General features: G+C 63.1%; 19 protein-coding genes and 1 tRNA gene. 11 read left to right on the forward strand and 9 right to left on the reverse strand.

Going from position 1 to position 17,574, the window contains the following annotated elements; genetic code table 11:
- Window position 1 precedes the first annotated feature (1 nt).
- The 4 genes from AOT96_RS12955 to AOT96_RS12970 form a co-directional block, all read right to left on the reverse strand.
- Window positions 2-355 carry a VOC family protein gene (locus AOT96_RS12955; RefSeq protein WP_007732370.1) on the reverse strand — a complete coding sequence of 118 codons (354 nt, stop codon included), beginning with the start codon at window positions 353-355 and terminating at the stop codon, window positions 2-4.
- Between the two features lie 76 nt (window positions 356-431).
- Window positions 432-755, reverse strand: coding sequence for a hypothetical protein (locus AOT96_RS12960; RefSeq protein ID WP_019746603.1), 324 nt, complete (start codon window positions 753-755; stop codon window positions 432-434).
- A 74-nt stretch (window positions 756-829) separates the two neighbouring features.
- A tRNA-Pro gene (locus AOT96_RS12965) sits at window positions 830-903 on the reverse strand.
- A 54-nt stretch (window positions 904-957) separates the two neighbouring features.
- Window positions 958-1,926: a metallophosphoesterase gene (locus AOT96_RS12970; RefSeq protein ID WP_003943461.1), complete on the reverse strand. Its 969-nt coding sequence runs from the start codon at window positions 1,924-1,926 to the stop codon at window positions 958-960.
- Window positions 1,927-2,058: 132 nt separating this feature from the next.
- Here AOT96_RS12970 and AOT96_RS12975 point away from each other — a divergent pair, with 132 nt between their 5' ends.
- A complete protein-coding gene (locus tag AOT96_RS12975) occupies window positions 2,059-2,535 on the forward strand; it encodes a GatB/YqeY domain-containing protein (RefSeq protein WP_003943491.1) in 477 nt (158 codons plus the stop codon).
- Window positions 2,536-2,630: 95 nt separating this feature from the next.
- Here the strand turns inward: AOT96_RS12975 and AOT96_RS12980 are convergent, their stop codons facing one another.
- Window positions 2,631-4,991 carry a penicillin-binding protein gene (locus tag AOT96_RS12980; RefSeq protein ID WP_047270021.1) on the reverse strand — a complete coding sequence of 787 codons (2,361 nt, stop codon included), beginning with the start codon at window positions 4,989-4,991 and terminating at the stop codon, window positions 2,631-2,633.
- A gap of 291 nt (window positions 4,992-5,282) precedes the next feature.
- Here AOT96_RS12980 and AOT96_RS12985 point away from each other — a divergent pair, with 291 nt between their 5' ends.
- Entirely contained in the window at window positions 5,283-5,606 is a 324-nt protein-coding gene (locus tag AOT96_RS12985) for a WhiB family transcriptional regulator (protein ID WP_007732375.1), read from the forward strand.
- Between the two features lie 18 nt (window positions 5,607-5,624).
- Here AOT96_RS12985 and AOT96_RS12990 read toward each other — a convergent pair whose 3' ends face one another.
- Together AOT96_RS12990 and AOT96_RS12995 are read right to left on the reverse strand one after the other, a co-directional pair.
- On the reverse strand, window positions 5,625-6,803 hold the full coding sequence (locus tag AOT96_RS12990) for an ArsA family ATPase (protein ID WP_007732380.1): 1,179 nt from the start codon (window positions 6,801-6,803) through the stop codon (window positions 5,625-5,627).
- Window positions 6,803-7,816: an ArsA family ATPase gene (locus AOT96_RS12995; RefSeq protein ID WP_037130910.1), complete on the reverse strand. Its 1,014-nt coding sequence runs from the start codon at window positions 7,814-7,816 to the stop codon at window positions 6,803-6,805. The genes AOT96_RS12990 and AOT96_RS12995 overlap by 1 nt, the downstream gene beginning before the upstream one ends.
- Window positions 7,817-7,869: 53 nt before the next feature.
- Here AOT96_RS12995 and AOT96_RS35685 point away from each other — a divergent pair, with 53 nt between their 5' ends.
- From AOT96_RS35685 to AOT96_RS13035, 9 genes are all read left to right on the forward strand, one after another.
- Entirely contained in the window at window positions 7,870-8,034 is a 165-nt protein-coding gene (locus tag AOT96_RS35685) for a hypothetical protein (protein WP_003943454.1), read from the forward strand.
- A gap of 5 nt (window positions 8,035-8,039) precedes the next feature.
- Window positions 8,040-8,510 carry a RidA family protein gene (locus AOT96_RS13000; RefSeq protein WP_003943508.1) on the forward strand — a complete coding sequence of 157 codons (471 nt, stop codon included), beginning with the start codon at window positions 8,040-8,042 and terminating at the stop codon, window positions 8,508-8,510.
- Window positions 8,510-9,295, forward strand: coding sequence for an MBL fold metallo-hydrolase (locus AOT96_RS13005; protein ID WP_007732381.1), 786 nt, complete (start codon window positions 8,510-8,512; stop codon window positions 9,293-9,295). Before AOT96_RS13000 ends, AOT96_RS13005 begins: the two co-directional genes overlap by 1 nt.
- A 126-nt stretch (window positions 9,296-9,421) precedes the next feature.
- Window positions 9,422-10,897, forward strand: coding sequence for a 2-hydroxymuconic semialdehyde dehydrogenase (locus tag AOT96_RS13010; protein WP_065351831.1), 1,476 nt, complete (start codon window positions 9,422-9,424; stop codon window positions 10,895-10,897).
- Between the two features lie 42 nt (window positions 10,898-10,939).
- The gene (locus tag AOT96_RS13015; protein WP_003943526.1) at window positions 10,940-11,713 is read left to right on the forward strand and encodes a 2-keto-4-pentenoate hydratase; all 774 of its coding nucleotides are present in this window, start codon (window positions 10,940-10,942) and stop codon (window positions 11,711-11,713) included.
- Complete coding sequence (locus AOT96_RS13020; RefSeq protein WP_063315191.1) at window positions 11,710-12,162, forward strand: RidA family protein; 453 nt, start codon at window positions 11,710-11,712, stop codon at window positions 12,160-12,162. The genes AOT96_RS13015 and AOT96_RS13020 overlap by 4 nt, the downstream gene beginning before the upstream one ends.
- The gene (locus AOT96_RS13025) at window positions 12,159-12,680 is read left to right on the forward strand and encodes a 3-hydroxyanthranilate 3,4-dioxygenase (RefSeq protein WP_003943511.1); all 522 of its coding nucleotides are present in this window, start codon (window positions 12,159-12,161) and stop codon (window positions 12,678-12,680) included. The genes AOT96_RS13020 and AOT96_RS13025 overlap by 4 nt, the downstream gene beginning before the upstream one ends.
- A gap of 3 nt (window positions 12,681-12,683) precedes the next feature.
- Window positions 12,684-13,679 carry an amidohydrolase family protein gene (locus AOT96_RS13030; protein WP_042446676.1) on the forward strand — a complete coding sequence of 332 codons (996 nt, stop codon included), beginning with the start codon at window positions 12,684-12,686 and terminating at the stop codon, window positions 13,677-13,679.
- 184 nt (window positions 13,680-13,863) lie between these two features.
- Entirely contained in the window at window positions 13,864-15,222 is a 1,359-nt protein-coding gene (locus AOT96_RS13035) for an MFS transporter (RefSeq protein WP_042446679.1), read from the forward strand.
- A gap of 58 nt (window positions 15,223-15,280) precedes the next feature.
- On the opposite strand, the gene AOT96_RS13040 is transcribed toward AOT96_RS13035, so the two are convergent.
- Both AOT96_RS13040 and AOT96_RS13045 read right to left on the reverse strand, forming a co-directional pair.
- Complete coding sequence (locus tag AOT96_RS13040) at window positions 15,281-16,207, reverse strand: LysR substrate-binding domain-containing protein (protein ID WP_003943516.1); 927 nt, start codon at window positions 16,205-16,207, stop codon at window positions 15,281-15,283.
- Between the two features lie 50 nt (window positions 16,208-16,257).
- Window positions 16,258-17,550 (reverse strand): carboxylesterase family protein, encoded by a 1,293-nt coding sequence (locus tag AOT96_RS13045; RefSeq protein WP_065351832.1) that lies wholly within the window; start codon window positions 17,548-17,550, stop codon window positions 16,258-16,260.
- Window positions 17,551-17,574 lie beyond the last annotated feature (24 nt).

Here is a 17,574-nt window from a genome sequence, read left to right on the forward strand (position 1 = left end):
ATCACCTTCCGGCACTTCGGACGACGCACCACTCGTTTCCCTCGGGATCCAGCAGCACCTGAAAGGTGCCGGCCGGGTCCTGCTGGACAGTACCGACCCGAGTTGCGCCGAGGCGCTCGGCAGCTTCGGTCGCAGCGACGACGTCATCCACACTGACGTCGATGTGTAGACGATTCTTCGTCAGCTTGGATTCCGGTACACGCTGGAAGGCGAGGCGAGTCCATCCTGGAGGGTCGACAAACGCCCACTCCGCGCTCCGCTCCACCGGCTGCCCACCGAGGATTCCGGCCCAGAAGATCGCCAACTGGGCTGGTGCGGAGCAATCCACAACTACTTCATCGACCTGCCCGATCACCGCTTCACAGCTCCACTGAATTCGGCTGTCACAGCTGCACTCAATTCGGCTGTCACACCTGCGCTGAATTCGGCTGTCACAGCCAGGGCTCGATCGGCTTCTTCACCCACATGATCTTCTCGTCCGGATGCTCACGCCGAGCTTCGGGACGGTCAGGGTTAGCGGCTGCCCACACAGCTTTCTCGTCGAGCAGTCCGGCCGCGATGGTCCAGGTCTCCCGCGTGCTCGGCGGATTGGCGCCGGCCGCACGTGCGAGTTTGCGCAGTCGATCGTCGGGCATCTCGAGCAACTCTGCGCTACTGATATCGCGATCCCAGGCGAACTTGGCCAGGCCGACGGCTTTCTCGCGTCGGCTACGGCTCGCCATGTCGTTGTGCGCAAAGTCTGGTTGGGATGCCACGGCTTCACCTTATCGTCAACGCAATCGAGGCCCTCCCGCGTAAGCGGAAGGGCCTCGATTTCTGTTCTTCACTGTCGGGGTGGCGGGATTTGAACCCACGACCTCTTCGTCCCGAACGAAGCGCGCTACCAAGCTGCGCCACACCCCGTGTCGAACCTCGGTTAGCTTACATTACCGAGTCGACTGACATTAAATCCGCAGGTCAGTTGCGTAGAACCGACGCTGGAGACTCTGCGGAACTGTGTGCGGAGACATGCTCCGGTTCGCGCCTGGTCGCCGGAACCAAAGTCAGCAGAGTTGCCTCGGGGCGGCAGCAGAAGCGTGCCGGAGCCCACGGCGAAGTGCCGATGCCTGCTGAGACGTGCAGCTGGGTGTGTGCGCCCCACTTCGACGGTCCCTTGACCCGGGATCGGTCGATCTGGCAGTTGGTGACCAGCGCGCCGTAGAACGGAAGGCACAGCTGACCACCGTGCGTGTGGCCGGCGAGCACCAGGTCGTAGCCGTCGTCGGCGAACCGGTCGAGAACTCGAGGTTCGGGTGAGTGCGTCAGGCCGAGCTTGAGCTGGGCGACGGGATTGGGTGTTCCGGCGACGGTGTCGTAGCGATCGCGCTTCAGGTGCGGATCGTCGACGCCGGCGGCAGCAATGCGAATACCGGCCACTTCGAGTTCGCGGCGCACGTGGGTCATGTCCAGCCATCCACGTTCGGTGAACGCGGCCCGCAGATCGCCCCAGGGGAGGGGATCTCCGGTGATGCGCTTGTCCTTGTTGAAGATGTAGCTCAGTGGATTCTTCGGTTTCGGAGCGAAGTAGTCGTTGCTGCCGAAGACGAACAGACCCGGCCGAGCCAACAGATCGCCGAGCGCCTGGACCACTGCCGGGACGCTGCGCTGATGCGACAAGTTGTCTCCGGTGTTGACCACGAGGTCGGGGTCGAGGCCTTCGAGCTCACGCAACCAATTCTGTTTCAACCGTTGGTTCGGCATCATGTGCAGGTCGCTGAGATGGAGGACCCGCAGCGACGACGAACCGGGCGCCAGGACTGGCATCGTCACCTCACGCAGTGCAAATGCATTGCGTTCGATGCCGGATGCGTACCCGATCCCTAGTGCAGCGGCGCCCGCGGCACCAAGTGCGGTGCGGGTCAGATTGGTGCGGAACTGGGAAGACACCTCTCAAGGATACGGGTGTGGCGTTCTTCTGCGTCGCTCTCGCTGCCTTTTACAGCTATTCCACAGAGAATTGTGTCCGGGCGGAGGTAACTATCGGCACGCTCGAAACGCCGAGCGCGTAGCGTTTCCACCATGTCCGACACGACACCATCGCTCAAAGCCACCCTCCGAACCGACATGGTTGCATCCATGAAGGCGAAGGATCCGCTACGTACAGCCACCCTTCGGATGCTCATGGCAGCCATCCAGACCGAAGAGGTGGCCGGTAAGGAAGCACGGGTCCTCACCGACGAAGAAATCATCAAAGTCCTTGCAAAGGAATCGAAGAAGCGCGGCGAATCGGCCGAGATCTACACCGAGAACGGCCGCGGTGAACTTGCCGCGAAAGAGCGCGCCGAAGCTCAGATCATCGACGAGTACCTGCCGACGCCGTTGACCGACGCCGAACTCGTCGACGTCGTCGACACCGCCCTCGCTCAGGTGTCCGAGGAGCTCGGTGAGCGTCCGGGTATGCGTCAGATGGGCCAGGTCATCAAGGCCGCCAGCGCGCTGGCCAAGGGCAAGGCCGATGGCGCCCGTATCTCTGCAGCAGTGAAGTCCCGCCTGTAGTAGCGCGCCACCGGAAACCGAAAACGGCCGCGAACTCCGAGTCACTCGGAGATCGCGGCCGTTCTTGTTTTCAGAGCCGTCAGTTTTCAGGGCCGTCAGTTCGGTGGGGTCCCCGCAGGCGGTGCGGGTTCGCCTCCGGGCGGAGTCGCATCCGGGGGAGTCGCGCCCGGTGCCGGAGCTGCGGGGGATGCGGGTGCTGCCGGAGCCCTCACGGAGCCGTCACTGATGTAGATCGTGACGGTCGAACCCGGGATCGCGGACCCGGACGGCGAAACTCCGGTGACCGTTCCCGCCCGTGCTCCGGATGCCGTGGTCACGGAATTGACCGTGAAGCCGGACGCCTGCAACCTCGACGTCGCCGCCGACTGGCTCAGGCCGACAACCTCGGGAACCTGGCCGTTCTGCGATCCCCGTGCGTACTTCTCGTCGATCGGAGGCAGTGAGGTGGGCCCGAAGTTGTTGGCGACCGGGTTCATTGCCGCGAACCAGGATCTCGCCGGTTCGGTACCGCCGTACAGGTTGCCGCTGTAGCAGGGGCGTAGCGGGCTCGAGCAGATCTCGCCGGGCGTCGGGGAGTCGCCGAAGATGTAGACGGCCGCAGCGAGGTTGTTGGTGAAGCCGAGGAACGCCGAGGACTTGTGGGTCTCGGTGGTACCCGTCTTGCCCGACATCGGCAGGCTCCATCCGGCGCTGCTCGCGGCACCGGCAGACGTACCGGCGCCGACGTCGTCACGGCTCATGGCGTTGGCGAGTGTGTCTGCCAAGCCGGGCTCGACGACCTGCTCACAGCCCTGCTCGGTGACGGCCACCGGCTTGCCGTAGCGGTCGAAGACCGAATCGATGGGACTCGGCGGGCACCACTTGCCGTGCGAGGCGAGAGTGGCCGCGACGTTGGAGAGTTCGAGCGGGTTGATCCAGGTGGGGCCGAGGGTGAACGAACCGAGGTTTTGTTCCTTCTGGAAGTCGGCCATGCTGCGCTCGTCGAAGCCCGAGGTGTTGGGATCGGCGTACGAGCGCATGCCGAGACGGACAGCCATGTCGACGGTCGGCGTGACGCCGGTCGCCTCGATGAGCTTGACGAAAGCGGTGTTTGGGGACTGTGCCAGGGCGTCGGTCACGGACAGCGTCGGCGGATAGTTGCCGGCGTTCTCCACGCAGTACGTCGAGACCGGGCAGCCTGCCGCACCACCGCTACCCATGCCCTTGGCTTCGAAGCGCTTGGGCACGTCGAGGGTCGCGTTGATGCCGAGGCCCTTCTCCATCGCCGCAGCGGTCGTGAAGATCTTGAAGACGGAACCCGCACCGTCACCGGCAAGGGAGTACGGCTGCGCCTGGACGGTTTCGTCGGCGTCGGCATTGAGTCCGTACGTGCGACTGCTGGCCATCGCGATGACCTTGTGTGAATCCTGGCCCGGCCTGATCACGTTCATCACGTTCGCGATGCCGTCGAGGTTGGCGCTCGCGTTCGCGTTCAGTCCGGCCTTGGTGGACGCCTGGACCTGCGGATCGAGAGTGGTCTTGATGAGGTAACCACCCTCGTTGATCTGGTCGCGGGTGATTCCGGCATCCGAGAGGTACTTCAGTGCGTAATCACAGAAGAATCCGCGATCGCCTGCAGCGATGCAGCCGCGCGGCAAGTTGTTGGGGGTTTCGAGGACGCCGAGGGGCTCTTCCTTGGCTGCACGGAACTCGTCGGCACGATCCGGAATGTTCGTGATCATGGTGTCGAGCACGGTGTTACGACGCTCGGTCACGCCCTCGACGTTCGTGTACGGGTTCAGCGCGGAGCTGGACTGAACCATGCCGGCCAGCATCGCGGACTGCGGAACGGTCAGATCTGCGGCGTCGACGCCGAAGTAGGTCTGAGCCGCGTCCTGAATGCCGAAGGATCCGTTGCCGAACGGTACGAGGTTGAGGTACCGGGTGAGGATCTCGTCTTTCGTGAGTTCCTTGTCCAGCGTCAGCGCCATCCGGATCTCGCGGATCTTTCGGGCCGGGGTGGTCTCGATGGCAGCGCGGCGCTCGGCATCCGTCTTGGCCACGACCAACAGTTGGTAGTTCTTCACATACTGCTGATCGAGTGTCGACGCGCCCTGCTGCACTTCACCGGTCGTCGTGTTGGTGAGGAAGGCGCGCAGCGTTCCCTGCCAGTCGACGCCCTTGTGGTCGGGGAACCGGCGGTCCTCGATCGAGACGATCGCCAACTTCATGTTGTTGGAGATCTTCTCGCTCGGGACTTCGAAGCGTCGTTGGTCGTACAGCCAGGCAATGGGATTGCCTGCCGCATCGACCATGGTGGACACCGCGGGGACCGTGCCTTCGACCAGTTCGGCCGAGACGTTGTCGACGGTATCGGCAGCGCGATTGGACGCGAATCCGAATCCGCCGGCCACCGGGAACATCACCCCTGCGACCAGGACACCCGCCAATGCGGAGCTTCCGGCGAGCTTCGCCACTGTTTTTGCAATCGACACGATCTACAGAGTACGTGTGCCCACCCATTGGAACCGGTTTCAGTGTTTTGCGGGTGTTCAAAACCTCCTGAACACGCGCTTTGTACTGCCGTACCAAAAAATGCTCCCGACCGTCTTGCGTTAGGGGCGTTCTTTACCTAAATTGTGATCAGTGTGATCGACGTAACACTCGATCACGAATGTGTCTCAGCTTTCACGTGCTACCGCGAGACGGCTGAGATGGTGCGCTGCTCGCCTCATGGCGACGGTCAGACTTTGTAGAGGGGACCCAGAATGTACACAGCCACCCCGAGTAGCCGTTTGGACATCGAGCAGGCCGAGGCACGAATTGCCTGGGTAACTCAGGCGCGATGCCGCGAGGTCGATCCCGACCAACTTTTTGTTCGTGGCGCCGCACAGCGCAAGGCAGCCACCATCTGCCGTCACTGCCCGGTCCTCATGCAGTGCGGAGCAGATGCTCTCGACAACCGTGTCGAGTTCGGTGTGTGGGGCGGAATGACCGAACGTCAGCGCCGTGCACTGCTCAAGCAGCACCCCGACGTCGACTCCTGGTCCGAGTTCTTCGAAGACCAGCGCCAGCATCACTCAGCAGTCTGATCCAGGTCGATCGGGGGATCAGCCCTTACGAGTGAGCTGATCTCCCACCGCGCGCAGCGCCTCGAGGTCCGAGACCTCGAACGGTAGCGACGGAACACCGATCAGCGGCACCCTCGGGTGAGCTGCGGTGAATCGACTCAGCAAGGCGATTTCTCGCTTCGCGATCACTGCCCGATGGGCATGGATGCGGAGAACGGCTGCGGTGAGGGCCTCGGCCTCGGTCGCATTTTCCTTCGCTTCCAGTTTGTCGGCGGCGGTCACCGCATGATCGGCAGGCAGAGCCGTCAACGTCGGGTGAGTGCGGTTGAGAACCAGACCGGCCAACGGCATCGAGTCACCCGCAAGGCGATCGACGAAGAACGCCGCCTCACGGAGAGCGTCGGGCTCGGCCGCTGCGATCACCAGGAAATGAGTCCCCGGCTGACGCAGCAACTCGTAGGTCTTCGTGGCGCGTTCACGGAAACCGCCGAACATCGAGTCGAGCGACTGCACGAATGCCGATGCATCCGAAAGCATTTGGCTTCCCACGATGGTCGAGACACCCTTCAGGGCCAATCCCATCGCGCCGGCCACGAGCCTGGTCAGGCCACGGCCGGGTGCCGAGAGCAGCCGGATCATCCGTCCGTCGAGGAATGTTCCGAGCCTCTGTGGAGCGTCGAGGAAGTCGAGCGCATTGCGCGACGGCGGGGTATCGACGATCACCAGATCCCACGCGTCGTTCGACGCCAGCTGCCCCAACTTCTCCATCGCCATGTACTCCTGCGTTCCGGAGAACGATGTGGCAACGGTTTGGTAAAAGGGATTCGCCAGGATCTGCTCGGCCTTCTCAGGGCTCGAATGCTCGATGACCATCTCGTCGAAAGTCCGACGCATGTTCAGCATCATCGCGTGGAGTTCGCCCGTGGCCTCGGGACCCAGCTTCACCGGCTGCGGAGTGTTGTCGAGTTCGGCCACACCCAAGGCCTGTGCGAGGCGACGGGCCGGATCGATGGTGAGGACGACTACGCGTCGGCCCTCTTCGGCTGCCCGCAACGCCAGCGACGCAGCCGTCGTGGTCTTGCCGACGCCACCTGCGCCGCAACACACCACGATCCGGGCCGTCGGGTCCTTGATGATCGCCGAAATATCGAGGGCAGGAGCTGCGCGTCGGCCGGTCCTGGAACTGCCGACCGTCACGTTCTCGGTGGTCTCGGTCATCACACGCCCTGTTCCGTGAGGTATTCGGCCAGCTCGTAGAGCCCACCGAGATCGACGCCGTCGGCGAGTGCGGGAAGTTGCACCCGCGCGCCGTCGATCTCGCGGAGCTTCTCCGCACTGGATTCTTGAGCTTCGAGCACCGACGCGTGCTCGATCGTCTCGGTGAGCAGGCCGGCGAAGTCGTCGTCGGACAGATCGATGCCGACATCGGAGAGCGTCGACCGGATCGAAGCTGCATCGATGTTGCCGGCTGCAGCACCGGAGAGTTGGTCTTCGGGCAAGAACCTCGGGCTGGCGCGGTTGACGATGATGGCACCGAGGTTGAGGTCGTCACGCGCCAGTTCTGCGGCGGCGTCGGCGGTTTCCTGAACGGGCAGCGCTTCGAGAAGCGCAACAAGATGTACGACGGTCTCCGGCGAGTGCAGCAGCCGAACGACGCCTTCACTCTGCGAATGCACCGGGCCGCCCTTGGCGAGGTCGGCCATCGCCTTGGTGACGTCGAGGAAGCTGCCGATCCGCCCGGTCGGGGGAGCATCGACGACAACGGCGTCGTACACGCGTTTGCCGGTTCGATCGGTGCGGATGACGCACTCCTTGATCTTGCCGGTGAGCAGAACGTCGCGAAGGCCTGGAGCGATTGTGGTGGCGAATTCGATGGCGCCGAACTTACGCATCGCCCGGCCGGCGAAGCCGAGGTTGTAGAACATTTCGAGGTATTCGAGGAACGCGGTCTCGATGTCGACGGCCAGAGCCATCACTTCACCGCCACCTTCGGCGGCCGCGACCTTGGTCTCCTGCGGTGGAAGCGGTGGTACGTCGAAGAGCTGCGCGATTCCCTGGCGGCCCTCGACCTCCACGAGGAGAACGCGCTTGCCGCCTTCGGCCAACGCGAGCGCCAACGCGGCGGCAACCGTGGACTTACCGGTTCCGCCTTTACCTGACACAAAGTGCAGGCGGGCCTTCGTCGCAGACTCGGGCCAGGTCCTGCTCAGCTCATCTTGGGATGCAACCACACCGCGAGCCTATAAGTCTGGGGCCGAAGATGTACGCGGGATAGGCTCACCGCATGAGCGAAATAACTTCCTGGGAATACACCGTGACTCCGTTGCTGGTCCACAATCCGAAGGCAATTCTCGACAACTGGGGTGTCGACGGCTGGGAACTCGTCGCCGTCCTGCCGAGCGCGTCGGGCGAGCAGCACGTCGCGTACATGAAGCGTCCGAAGGGCTGAATCACATGGCAGAGGCAACACAGACCTGGTCGGAGCGTCTCGCCGAACTGGGCATTGCACTTCCCGCCGTCGCGGCACCCGTCGCTGCTTACGTTCCCGCGGTTCGCAGCGGCAACCACGTGTACACGTCGGGTCAGCTCCCGTTCGTCGACGGAAAACTGGCGCTGACCGGCAAGCTCGGCGCGGGCGTGTCGGATGAGGACGCCAAGGCCGCGGCTCGCACCTGCGCGCTCAACGCTCTTGCTGCCATCGACGCCCTGGTCGGCATCGACAACGTCGTTCGCGTCGTCAAGGTTGTCGGCTTCGTGGCATCCGCCGAAGGATTCACCGGCCAGCCCGGCGTGATCAACGGCGCATCCGAGTTCCTCGGCGAGGTGCTCGGCGACGCCGGTATCCACGCCCGTTCGGCAGTCGGCGTGGCAGAACTTCCCCTCGGCTCACCCGTCGAGGTGGAACTGATCGTCGAAGTTCGCTGATGTCGACGGTCCATCCCGCCTACGCGCAGCTACGCCGCGTCACCGACATCGCTTCGGTCTTGCTCGAGAACAACCCGGGCATGATGACGCTGGACGGTACGAACACTTGGATTCTGCATGCTCCGGGCAGCGTCGAGTGTGTTGTCGTCGATCCAGGCGACAACGACGAGGAACACCTGCAACGTGTCGCTGGTATCGGTCCGGTAGCGCTGACCTTGATCACGCACCGGCACTACGACCACACCGGCGGGGTGGACCGTTTCCACGAATTGACTTCGGCTCCAGTGCGTTCCGTCGACCCAACTTTTCTTCGCGGGGGCGCTTCGGCGCTTGTCGACGGTGAAGTGATCGAGGTAGCGGGCCTGAAGTTGCGGATCCTCGCGACGCCGGGCCATACCGCGGATTCGGTGTCGATAGTCATCGAGAACGATGCGAGCGTGCTGACGGGCGACACCATTCTCGGCCGCGGCACGGCAGTTCTCGACGACTCCGACGGCGATCTGGGGGACTACCTCACCTCGCTGCGATCGCTGGCCGCACTCGGCGAAGGACTGACGGTTCTTCCCGGGCACGGTCCGGACCTACCCGATCTGCAGGCGATTTCGCAGCAGTACCTCGCCCACCGCGAGGAGCGTCTGGATCAGGTGCGGGCTGCTCTGTCGACGTTGGGCGAGTCTGCCTCGGTGCGCGACGTAGTCGAGCACGTCTACTCCGACGTCGACCCGAAGCTGTGGCCGGTCGCGGAGAAATCCGTCAACGTGCAGTTGGCGTATCTGCGACGCTGAGGCGCTCGGCGCCGACACGAAGAGCTGAGTTGTGTGGCCGAACTGCCGCCATCTATGCCGATCGAGGTATAGCTGGCGGCAGTTTTTGCATTTGTTTGATATGGGTAACGGCCCAATAGTTAGTCCATGACCTCACAATGCGACGGATGGATCCGCAGTTACGTGGACGGCTCCTATGTCGAACCCGACGAGTCGTCGAGCTTCGATCAGGTCGACCCAGCAACGGGCCGTGTTCTCGCCCGGGTCCACGAGGCCGACAAGGCCCTGGTCGATCGGGCCGTGACCTCTGCCAGACGTGCTCTGGACAACGGTTGGGCCGATACGCCGGTTCGAGAGCGGACGGCTCTGCTGCGACGCGCTGCCGACCGGATCGAGGAGCGATTCGAAGAGTTCGTCGCCGCAGAGATGGCGGACACCGGCAAGCCGATCACGCAGGCACGCGAACTCGACGTCGCGCGCGCCCTGACGAACTTCCGCACCTTCGCCGACATCGTCGCCGCGGCGGGACAGGAATCGTTTGTCACGGATCTCGCGGGCGGCAAGCAGGCGCTGAACTACGCGATCCGCAAGCCGCTCGGCGTCGTCGCCGTGATCGTTCCGTGGAACCTGCCGCTGCTTCTCCTGACCTGGAAGGTTGCGCCCGCGCTCGCGTGCGGAAACTCCGTGGTGGTCAAACCTTCCGAGGAGACCCCGGCGACTGCGTCGTTGCTGGCCGAGGTGCTCGAAGAGGTCGGCCTGCCTGCCGGCGTCTACAACGTCGTCCATGGATTCGGTGCGAACTCGGCCGGCGAGTTCCTCACCACGCACCCCGGTATCGACGGGGTCACCTTCACCGGATCTTCGGCAACGGGTTCGCATGTCATGAAAACCGTTGCGCCGCGAGTCCGTCCGGTCTCGTTCGAGCTCGGCGGCAAGAACGCCGCGATCGTCTTCGACGACGTCGACATCGACGAAGCCCTGACGGGCCTGACCAAATCGGTGTTCACCAATACCGGCCAGGTCTGCCTGTGCACCGAGCGGGTGTACGTGCACCGCAGCATTTTCGAAGACATCGCCGGTGGACTCGTCGAGCGGGCAGCAGGACTGCGTCTGGGCGACCCGACGCTCGATGCAACGACGACCGGACCGCTCATTTCGCAGGCACACCGGAAGAAGGTACTCGACTACTTCGAGATCGCCGAGCAGGAAGGCGCGAAAGTGCTGACCGGCGGCGGTATTCCGGACCTCGGACAGGAACTGTCGGGCGGATCCTGGATCGAACCCACCCTGTGGACTGGCTTGACCAACAAGGATCGCGCCGTACGTGAGGAGATCTTCGGACCCGTCGCGGCACTCATTCCGTTCGAGACCGAAGCCGAAGCGATCGCCCTCGCAAACGACACCGAGTACGGCCTTGCTGCCTCCGTGTGGACCAACGACCTGCGCCGCGGACACCGCGTCGCGCAGAAGATGAACGTCGGAATCTCCTGGGTCAACACGTGGTTCACCCGCGAACTGCGATCTCCCTTCGGCGGCATGGGCCTGTCCGGCATCGGACGTGAGGGCGGCGAGTCCTCGCTGCACTTCTACACCGAACCGACGAATGTATGTGTGCAACTGTGAACATCGAAACCGCAAAAGTTTTCCAGAAATGAGCGAGGCGTGATGACAGCCCCCGAAGACACCGTATCCGCGCTCGCGCGTCGCCTCGACGACGCTGCGCAGACGCGCACCGACACCCCGAGCCTCGCCGACGAACACACCATCGACATCGACCAGGCCTACCGGATCCAGAACGAACTCCTCGAACGGCGCACCAGCCGTGGTGAATCGATTGTGGGCATCAAGCTCGGCTTCACGAGCAAAGCGAAGATGGCGCAGATGGGTGTCTCCGAAGTGATCGTCGGTCAGTTGACCGACGCGATGTGCGTGAGCAACGGCGGCGAAGTCGACCTGAGGACGTTCATTCATCCCAAGATCGAACCCGAAGTGGCATACCGCCTGTCGAAGGACGTCGATCTCGACGATCCGAACGTCGACATCGAAACCTGCGTCGACGCACTGGCTCCCGCAATGGAGATCATCGACTCGCGGTACCGCGACTTCCGCTTCACCTACACCGACGTCGTCGCTGACAACACCAGCGCTGCCGGGTACGTGATCGGGAGGTGGCTGCCGCTACAGAACGTCGAAGACCGTTCCGTACGTATGGAAGTCGGCGGCGAGACGGTAGTCGGTTCCACGTCGGCCATTCTCGGCGATCCGGTGCGAGCTCTGCATGCACTGCTCGACATCGCTCGTCGACGCCGAATCCCGTTGCGCGCCGGGCAGGTAATTCTGGCCGGTGCCGCCACAGCAGCTGTGCGACTCGACGAGGGCGTCGCACAGTGCACGATCGACGGACTCGGAACCGTCACGGTGAAAGGTGTGAAGCGATGAGTGGGGCGCAGGTCATCGAGAGGCTGGCGAAGCCGCGCGGAAAGTTCCCCCACGTCAAGGTGGTCGGCGATTTCGTCTATGTCTCCGGGACCAGTTCGCGTCGGCCCGACAACACGTTTGTCGGCGTCGCGGTCGACGAGATGGGGACCACGGCGCTCGACATTCGGGCGCAGACGCGTGCCGTCATCGAGAACATCGCGGCGATTCTCGCCGAAGTGGGTGGAGAACTGAGTGATCTGGTTCAGGTCACCTCCTACCTGGTGTCGATGAACGACTTCGGCGGATACAACGAGGTGTACGCCGAACTGTTCGACGAAAACGGTCCGACGAGAACGACTGTGGCTGTTCACCAGCTGCCCCACCCTCACCTGCTCATCGAAATTTCCGGCGTGGCGTACGTGCCCGCCTCCCGACGCTCGGCGTCCGAAGATACGGAGAATGCATCATGACCACGATTCCTCCCGTCATCGACTTCAAGAAGTGGATCGACGACAACCGCCACCTCCTGCAGCCGCCCGTCAACAATCAGACGATGGCGCTCGGAGACGATTTCATCGTGCAGGTCGTCGGCGGCCCCAACCAGCGGACCGACTACCACCTCGATCCGTACGAGGAGTGGTTCTACCAGCTCGAAGGCGACATCCACGTCAATGTCATGACCGAAGACGGTCCTCAGCGCGTCGACATTCGCGAGGGTGAAACTTGGTTGCTGCCAGGAGACATTCCGCATTCGCCGCAGCGTCCCACCGCGGGCTCGATCGGCCTGGTCATCGAACGCGTCCGCAAGGAAGGCACGCTCGAGAAGTTCCAGTGGTACTGCCTCGAATGTGATCACAAGATTCACGAGGTCGAACTTCAGGTGCGCGACATCGTGGCCGACCTTCCGCCGGTGTTCGTCAAGTTCTACGAGAGCGAAGAAGCCCGCACGTGTGACAAGTGCGGCACGCTCCATCCCGGCAAGGGCTGAGCTATGAGCAACCTGATCGACATCCACACCCACTACGTGCCCAACGGGTGGCCGGATCTGACCGAAGACGCGGGGCCGCAAGCGCCGTGGCTGAAGGTCGAGTCGGAAACCGAAGCAATGATCATGATGGGCACCAAGGAGTTCCGTCGCATCCAGTCCGATGCCTGGGACGCCGAGGTGCGGCTTCGGGACATGGATGCCGACGGCGTGCAGAAGCAGGTCGTCTCACCTACTCCGGCGTTCTTCAACTACGGCCGGAGCGGTGAGCAGGCAAGTCGCATTGCACGGATCTTCAACGACCTCGCACTCGAGATCGTGGAGCCGGCGAAGGATCGGTTGATTCCCTTCTGCCAGGTGCCTCTGCAAGACACCGACGCAGCGTGCCGTGAGTTGGAGCGGTGCATCGCGAACGGGCACCGCGGTGTCGAGATCGGCAATCATGTCGGCGATCTGGACCTCGACAGCGAGGGCGTGGTGACGTTCCTGCAGCACTGCGCGTCGCTGGACGTGCCGGTATTCGTGCACCCGTGGGACATGGCCAACTCTCCGCGCCTCGATCGCTGGATGGCGCAGTGGCTCACTGCGATGCCGGCCGAAACGCACCTGTCGATACTCGCACTGATTCTCGGTGGGGTGTTCGACAAGATCGACGATCGTCTCAAGATCGGATTTGCGCACGGTGGTGGATCTTTCGCGTTCTGGTTGGGACGGATGGAAAACGCCTGGCACGGCCGCAACGACATCATCGGTACGTCGCAGTTCCCGCCTTCGCACTACCTGGGAAGGTTCTACGTGGATTCCGTCGTCTTCGACGAGCGCGCGCTGCGACTGTTGGTGGACACGGTGGGGGTGGACCGTGTGATGGTGGGTAGTGATTACCCGTACCCCTTGGGGGAGCGTCCGGTCGGTGAGGTGGTTCGCAAGAGTGAGTTCTTGGACGATACTGCGCGCCAACTGATTTCGCGGGGGAATGCCGAACGCTTCCTGGGTCTCGTCTGAGGCCCCGGCTATACCTTTTCCGGTATGGCGGACGGTGAATTCGGCATTTGTGAGTCATGTCTCGAGCGAGCACAATTCCAAACACAACGATCGACGACGCTCGTGATACCGACAATCCCGAAGACGGGGTCGGTGACTACAGACTTCATCGTCCGCCTGCCCCATCCAATCGATAGGTTCCGCGATGTCAGACAAGATATCCAACAGCACTACGAGCGACGGAAAGCCGTTGCCGGAGAAAGCGGCCCGTAGCCGAGTTGCCATGGCAACCCTGGCCGGCACAACTCTCGAATGGTACGACTTCTTCCTCTACGGCACAGCCGCCGCGTTGATCTTCAACAAACAATTCTTCCCGAGCCTGAGCCCCACGGCCGGCACGCTGGCTGCCTTCAGCACCTTCGCCGTCGGGTTCATTGCACGGCCGGTGGGTGGACTCGTGTTCGGGCACTTCGGTGACCGGATCGGGCGCAAGGCCACGCTCGTGGTCTCATTGGTGATGATGGGCATCGGGTCCACACTCATCGGCCTCATCCCGAACTACGACTCCATCGGTTTCTGGGCGCCCGTCCTCCTGGTGGCAATGCGCGTCGTTCAGGGCATCGGTCTGGGCGGTGAAGGCGCCGGCGCGACACTCATGTCGATGGAGCACGCGCCGGCGGGGCAGAAGAATCTCTATGCAGGTTTCCCTCAGATGGGCACACCCGCCGGACTGGTTCTCGCCAACGGCATCTTCCTGACGACCAACGCCGTGATGTCGGACTCGGCATTCGCTTCGTGGGGTTGGCGAATCCCGTTCCTGCTCAGCTTCGTTCTGGTGGCGATCGGTCTGGTGATTCGCCTGCGCGTCACCGAGTCGCCGTCATTCGCCGGGATCATGGAGAAGGGCGAAATAGTCCGCTTCCCGCTGCGTGAGTCGCTCAAGGTCGGCTTCCCCCGTTTGTCTCTCACGCTTGCCGCGTGCTTGGCGAACTCCGCCGTGGCGTACGCCTTCATGGTGTTCACCCTGTCGTACGGAACTCAACATCTGGGTTACGACAAGCAATTCCTGGTGCTCAGCGTGACCGCGGCAGCAGTCCTGTGGTTCCTTTCCATCCCGTTCTGGACAAAGATCGCCGACAAGTACGGGCGTCGGCACATGTTCATCGGCGGATCAGCTGCAATCCTGTTGTGGTGCATCGTGTTCTTCCCGCTCCTCAACACCGAGAACAAAATGGTCGCCGTCATCGCGTTCCTGGGCATGGGCCTGATCGTTCCGGTCACACATTGTGTCCAGGGCAGCATCATCGCCGACACTTTCCCGGCCAAGGTCCGCTATTCCGGCTCGTCTCTGATCCTCCAGAGCGGTGCGATTCTCGGCGGTGGACTGGCACCGATGATCGCCACGGCTCTGCTCGACGCCACCGGATCTTCGGTCGGTGTGACCTGGTATCTCGCCGGGGTGTGCACGATCAGCCTGGTCGGCGCCATCGCCCTGTTCAAGATTGTCCCCGATTCGTCGCGGGGCTTGGAGCACGAGGAGATTCGCGTCTCCGAAAACGCCTGAGTCCTGGTCGATCCGACATCGGCCCGTTCCCTCTGGAGGGAACGGGCCGATCGGCGTTTCACGGTCGCATGAGCTCAGTTGCAAAGGACTCCAGCGTCGCGATCAGGGCCTGCGCGGACGGACTCGACGTGCGAGTCGCCGACGAGGTGATGCCGACGCTGTGCCCGATCGGATCGAGCGTGATGGACAGGGTGGTCAAGCGCGCGTCGTCGCGGGGGATGAGGCTCGGTAGTACCGCGATCATGTCGGTCTCGACCAGTAGCTGACGCACGGTGAGGAAAGAGGTTGCCTCGACCCGATTTTCGGGCAACGGCAAGCCGTTGCGGGCGAAGAACTCCTCGAGTTCGCGGCGGAGCACTGTCTCGACCCCGGGAAGGATCCAGGGGAAGCCGCGTAGTTCTTCGAGTTGGACGTCCTCGCGGTGAGCGAGCGGGTGATCTACGCGGGTGACGAGTTCGACGGATTCGGCGTAGAGGTTCCGTCTTGTCGCGGTGTCATCGGTAGGTGAGGTGAGCCGGCCGACGATCAGGTCGATTCGGCCCGCTTCCAGATCGGTGAGCAACTGCTCTGGCGTACCTTCGCGCACGACGACGGTGAGCAACGGGTGGTGAACCTTCAGGCGCGCGATAGCGCCGGGAAGCAGCACGTTGGATCCGGCGAGATGTGTTCCCACGATGACGGTTCCGCGATTGGCGTCGGCAAGTTCGACGACGTGCCGCCCGGCTTCGGTCAGCTGCGCGATCACGGCCCGTGCATGAGTTGTGAAGGCCTCGCCGAAAATGGTCGGGGTGATGCCGCGTGGGCCGCGGTCGAAGAGCGAGACACCGAGAATGGACTCGATGTCGTGCAGACTCCGAGTCGCGACGGGTTGCGTGATGTGAAGTGCGGCAGCGGCGCCGACCACACTGCCCTGACGGCTCAATGCGTCGACGAGCAGGAGATGGCGGAGTTTGAGTCGCCCGTCGAGGAGCTTGGGCATGTCCATGGAGCAATCCTAGACGGGATTTCTCCGGGTGGGTAGGCGCCCGAAGTTGCTCAGGAGAAGGTGATTCCGATCGATTGGGACGAGGCGTACTTCTCCCAGGTTTCGCTGCTGTCCGGACTTCCCGTGTGCGCAAACGACGTCCAGTGCCGGCGTATCCGACGGCCCAGTGCGTCGATGCTCTGCCAGTCGCTGCTGCCCAGCATCGGTGAGCCCTGCCAGGACTGCTCGGTTCCCAACACGAAGGGTAGTTCTATGCAGTGAGTTGCTCCGAAGACGTCGTCCGTCGGTGCCCAGTCGAAGCGGTACGTGTACACCGACGCGCCGGCCGCTGTGAAGGTCTCGGCCAGCTCCATTGCCGGTTCGGCAAACATGTTCTGTGTCAGTGCCTTTTCGGCGACGTGTTCGGGATCGGGTACTCCCGCTACGTCGCGCACGAAAGCAGATCCCTCGTCTCGGGTGTATCCCACGATGACGTCAGGCGCTGTTTCGAAAGTTCGGATCACCGGTTCCAGTTCGGAGATCGGCGCGAAGGGCGGTTGCACGACATTGGGGGACCGCCGGCTGAACTCGACAGCCGTGCCGCGGAATGCGTCGAGAATGTGGGAGAGCGGCGCGGTCCGAGGATCTCCGTCGAGCAGTCGGGCAAACGTCTCCCCGTTCTCGATCGCGGCAGCCTGCGTGAAGTTGAGGTCCGGCCGTGGAGTGCTCTGCAGAATTGCTCGATGGAACAGGGTTCGAGAGTTGTTACTGCTCAACAGATTCACAATGGAATGGGCGCCGGCCGACTGCCCGAATACGGTGACCGAGTCTGGGTCGCCGCCGAATGCCTCGATGTTCTCGCGCACCCACTCGAGCGCCGCGATCTGATCGTGTACCCCGAGATTGCCTTCGCTGACGCCGTCGAGGAGGAGGTATCCGAGCACGCCGACGCGATAGTTGACCGACACCACGACGACGTCGCCCTCGGCTGACAAAGCGCCGCCGTCGTACCAGGGGAGTGAGCCGCCGCCACTGGAGTACCCGCCACCGTGAAGCCACACCATCACCGGGCGATGACCGGTCAGCGACGGGGTTGTGACGGTGACGGTGAAGCTGTCCTCGCTGTGCCCCGGTTCGGGGAGCGGTGGCCCCATGATGCGTTCGAGTCGTGAAGGTGGTTGGGGGAAGACCGTTCCAAGCGCTGTGGCGTCGAAGACGTCGGAGAACGGTTCCACCGGTCGCGGCTTCTCGAAGCGCGGTGCGCTGGCGTAGGGGATCGCACCGAAGTAGTAGGAACCGTCACGCTTTCGGCCGCGGACCTTCCCCGAAGGGGTGGATGCGATCACCGTCTCGAACGAGGGCATGGGTTCCTTTCTTCTTGTGCATGC

Source organism: Rhodococcus sp. 008, assembly GCF_001682295.1.
GTDB lineage: Bacteria > Actinomycetota > Actinomycetes > Mycobacteriales > Mycobacteriaceae > Rhodococcus_F > Rhodococcus_F qingshengii.

What these genes read in the sequence shown, in the direction of transcription:
- AOT96_RS13020 (WP_063315191.1), top strand. Translation starts at nt 11,710, where the DNA reads ATGAGTGGGGCGCAGGTCATCGAGAGGCTGGCGAAGCCGCGCGGAAAG.
- AOT96_RS12990 (WP_007732380.1), bottom strand. Translation starts at nt 6,803, where the DNA reads ATGACCGAGACCACCGAGAACGTGACGGTCGGCAGTTCCAGGACCGGC.
- AOT96_RS13030 (WP_042446676.1), top strand. Translation starts at nt 12,684, where the DNA reads ATGAGCAACCTGATCGACATCCACACCCACTACGTGCCCAACGGGTGG.
- AOT96_RS13005 (WP_007732381.1), top strand. Translation starts at nt 8,510, where the DNA reads ATGTCGACGGTCCATCCCGCCTACGCGCAGCTACGCCGCGTCACCGAC.
- AOT96_RS13000 (WP_003943508.1), top strand. Translation starts at nt 8,040, where the DNA reads ATGGCAGAGGCAACACAGACCTGGTCGGAGCGTCTCGCCGAACTGGGC.
- AOT96_RS13040 (WP_003943516.1), bottom strand. Translation starts at nt 16,207, where the DNA reads ATGGACATGCCCAAGCTCCTCGACGGGCGACTCAAACTCCGCCATCTC.
- AOT96_RS13015 (WP_003943526.1), top strand. Translation starts at nt 10,940, where the DNA reads ATGACAGCCCCCGAAGACACCGTATCCGCGCTCGCGCGTCGCCTCGAC.
- AOT96_RS13025 (WP_003943511.1), top strand. Translation starts at nt 12,159, where the DNA reads ATGACCACGATTCCTCCCGTCATCGACTTCAAGAAGTGGATCGACGAC.
- AOT96_RS12975 (WP_003943491.1), top strand. Translation starts at nt 2,059, where the DNA reads ATGTCCGACACGACACCATCGCTCAAAGCCACCCTCCGAACCGACATG.
- AOT96_RS12985 (WP_007732375.1), top strand. Translation starts at nt 5,283, where the DNA reads ATGTACACAGCCACCCCGAGTAGCCGTTTGGACATCGAGCAGGCCGAG.
- AOT96_RS13035 (WP_042446679.1), top strand. Translation starts at nt 13,864, where the DNA reads ATGTCAGACAAGATATCCAACAGCACTACGAGCGACGGAAAGCCGTTG.
- AOT96_RS35685 (WP_003943454.1), top strand. Translation starts at nt 7,870, where the DNA reads ATGAGCGAAATAACTTCCTGGGAATACACCGTGACTCCGTTGCTGGTC.
- AOT96_RS13045 (WP_065351832.1), bottom strand. Translation starts at nt 17,550, where the DNA reads ATGCCCTCGTTCGAGACGGTGATCGCATCCACCCCTTCGGGGAAGGTC.
- AOT96_RS13010 (WP_065351831.1), top strand. Translation starts at nt 9,422, where the DNA reads ATGACCTCACAATGCGACGGATGGATCCGCAGTTACGTGGACGGCTCC.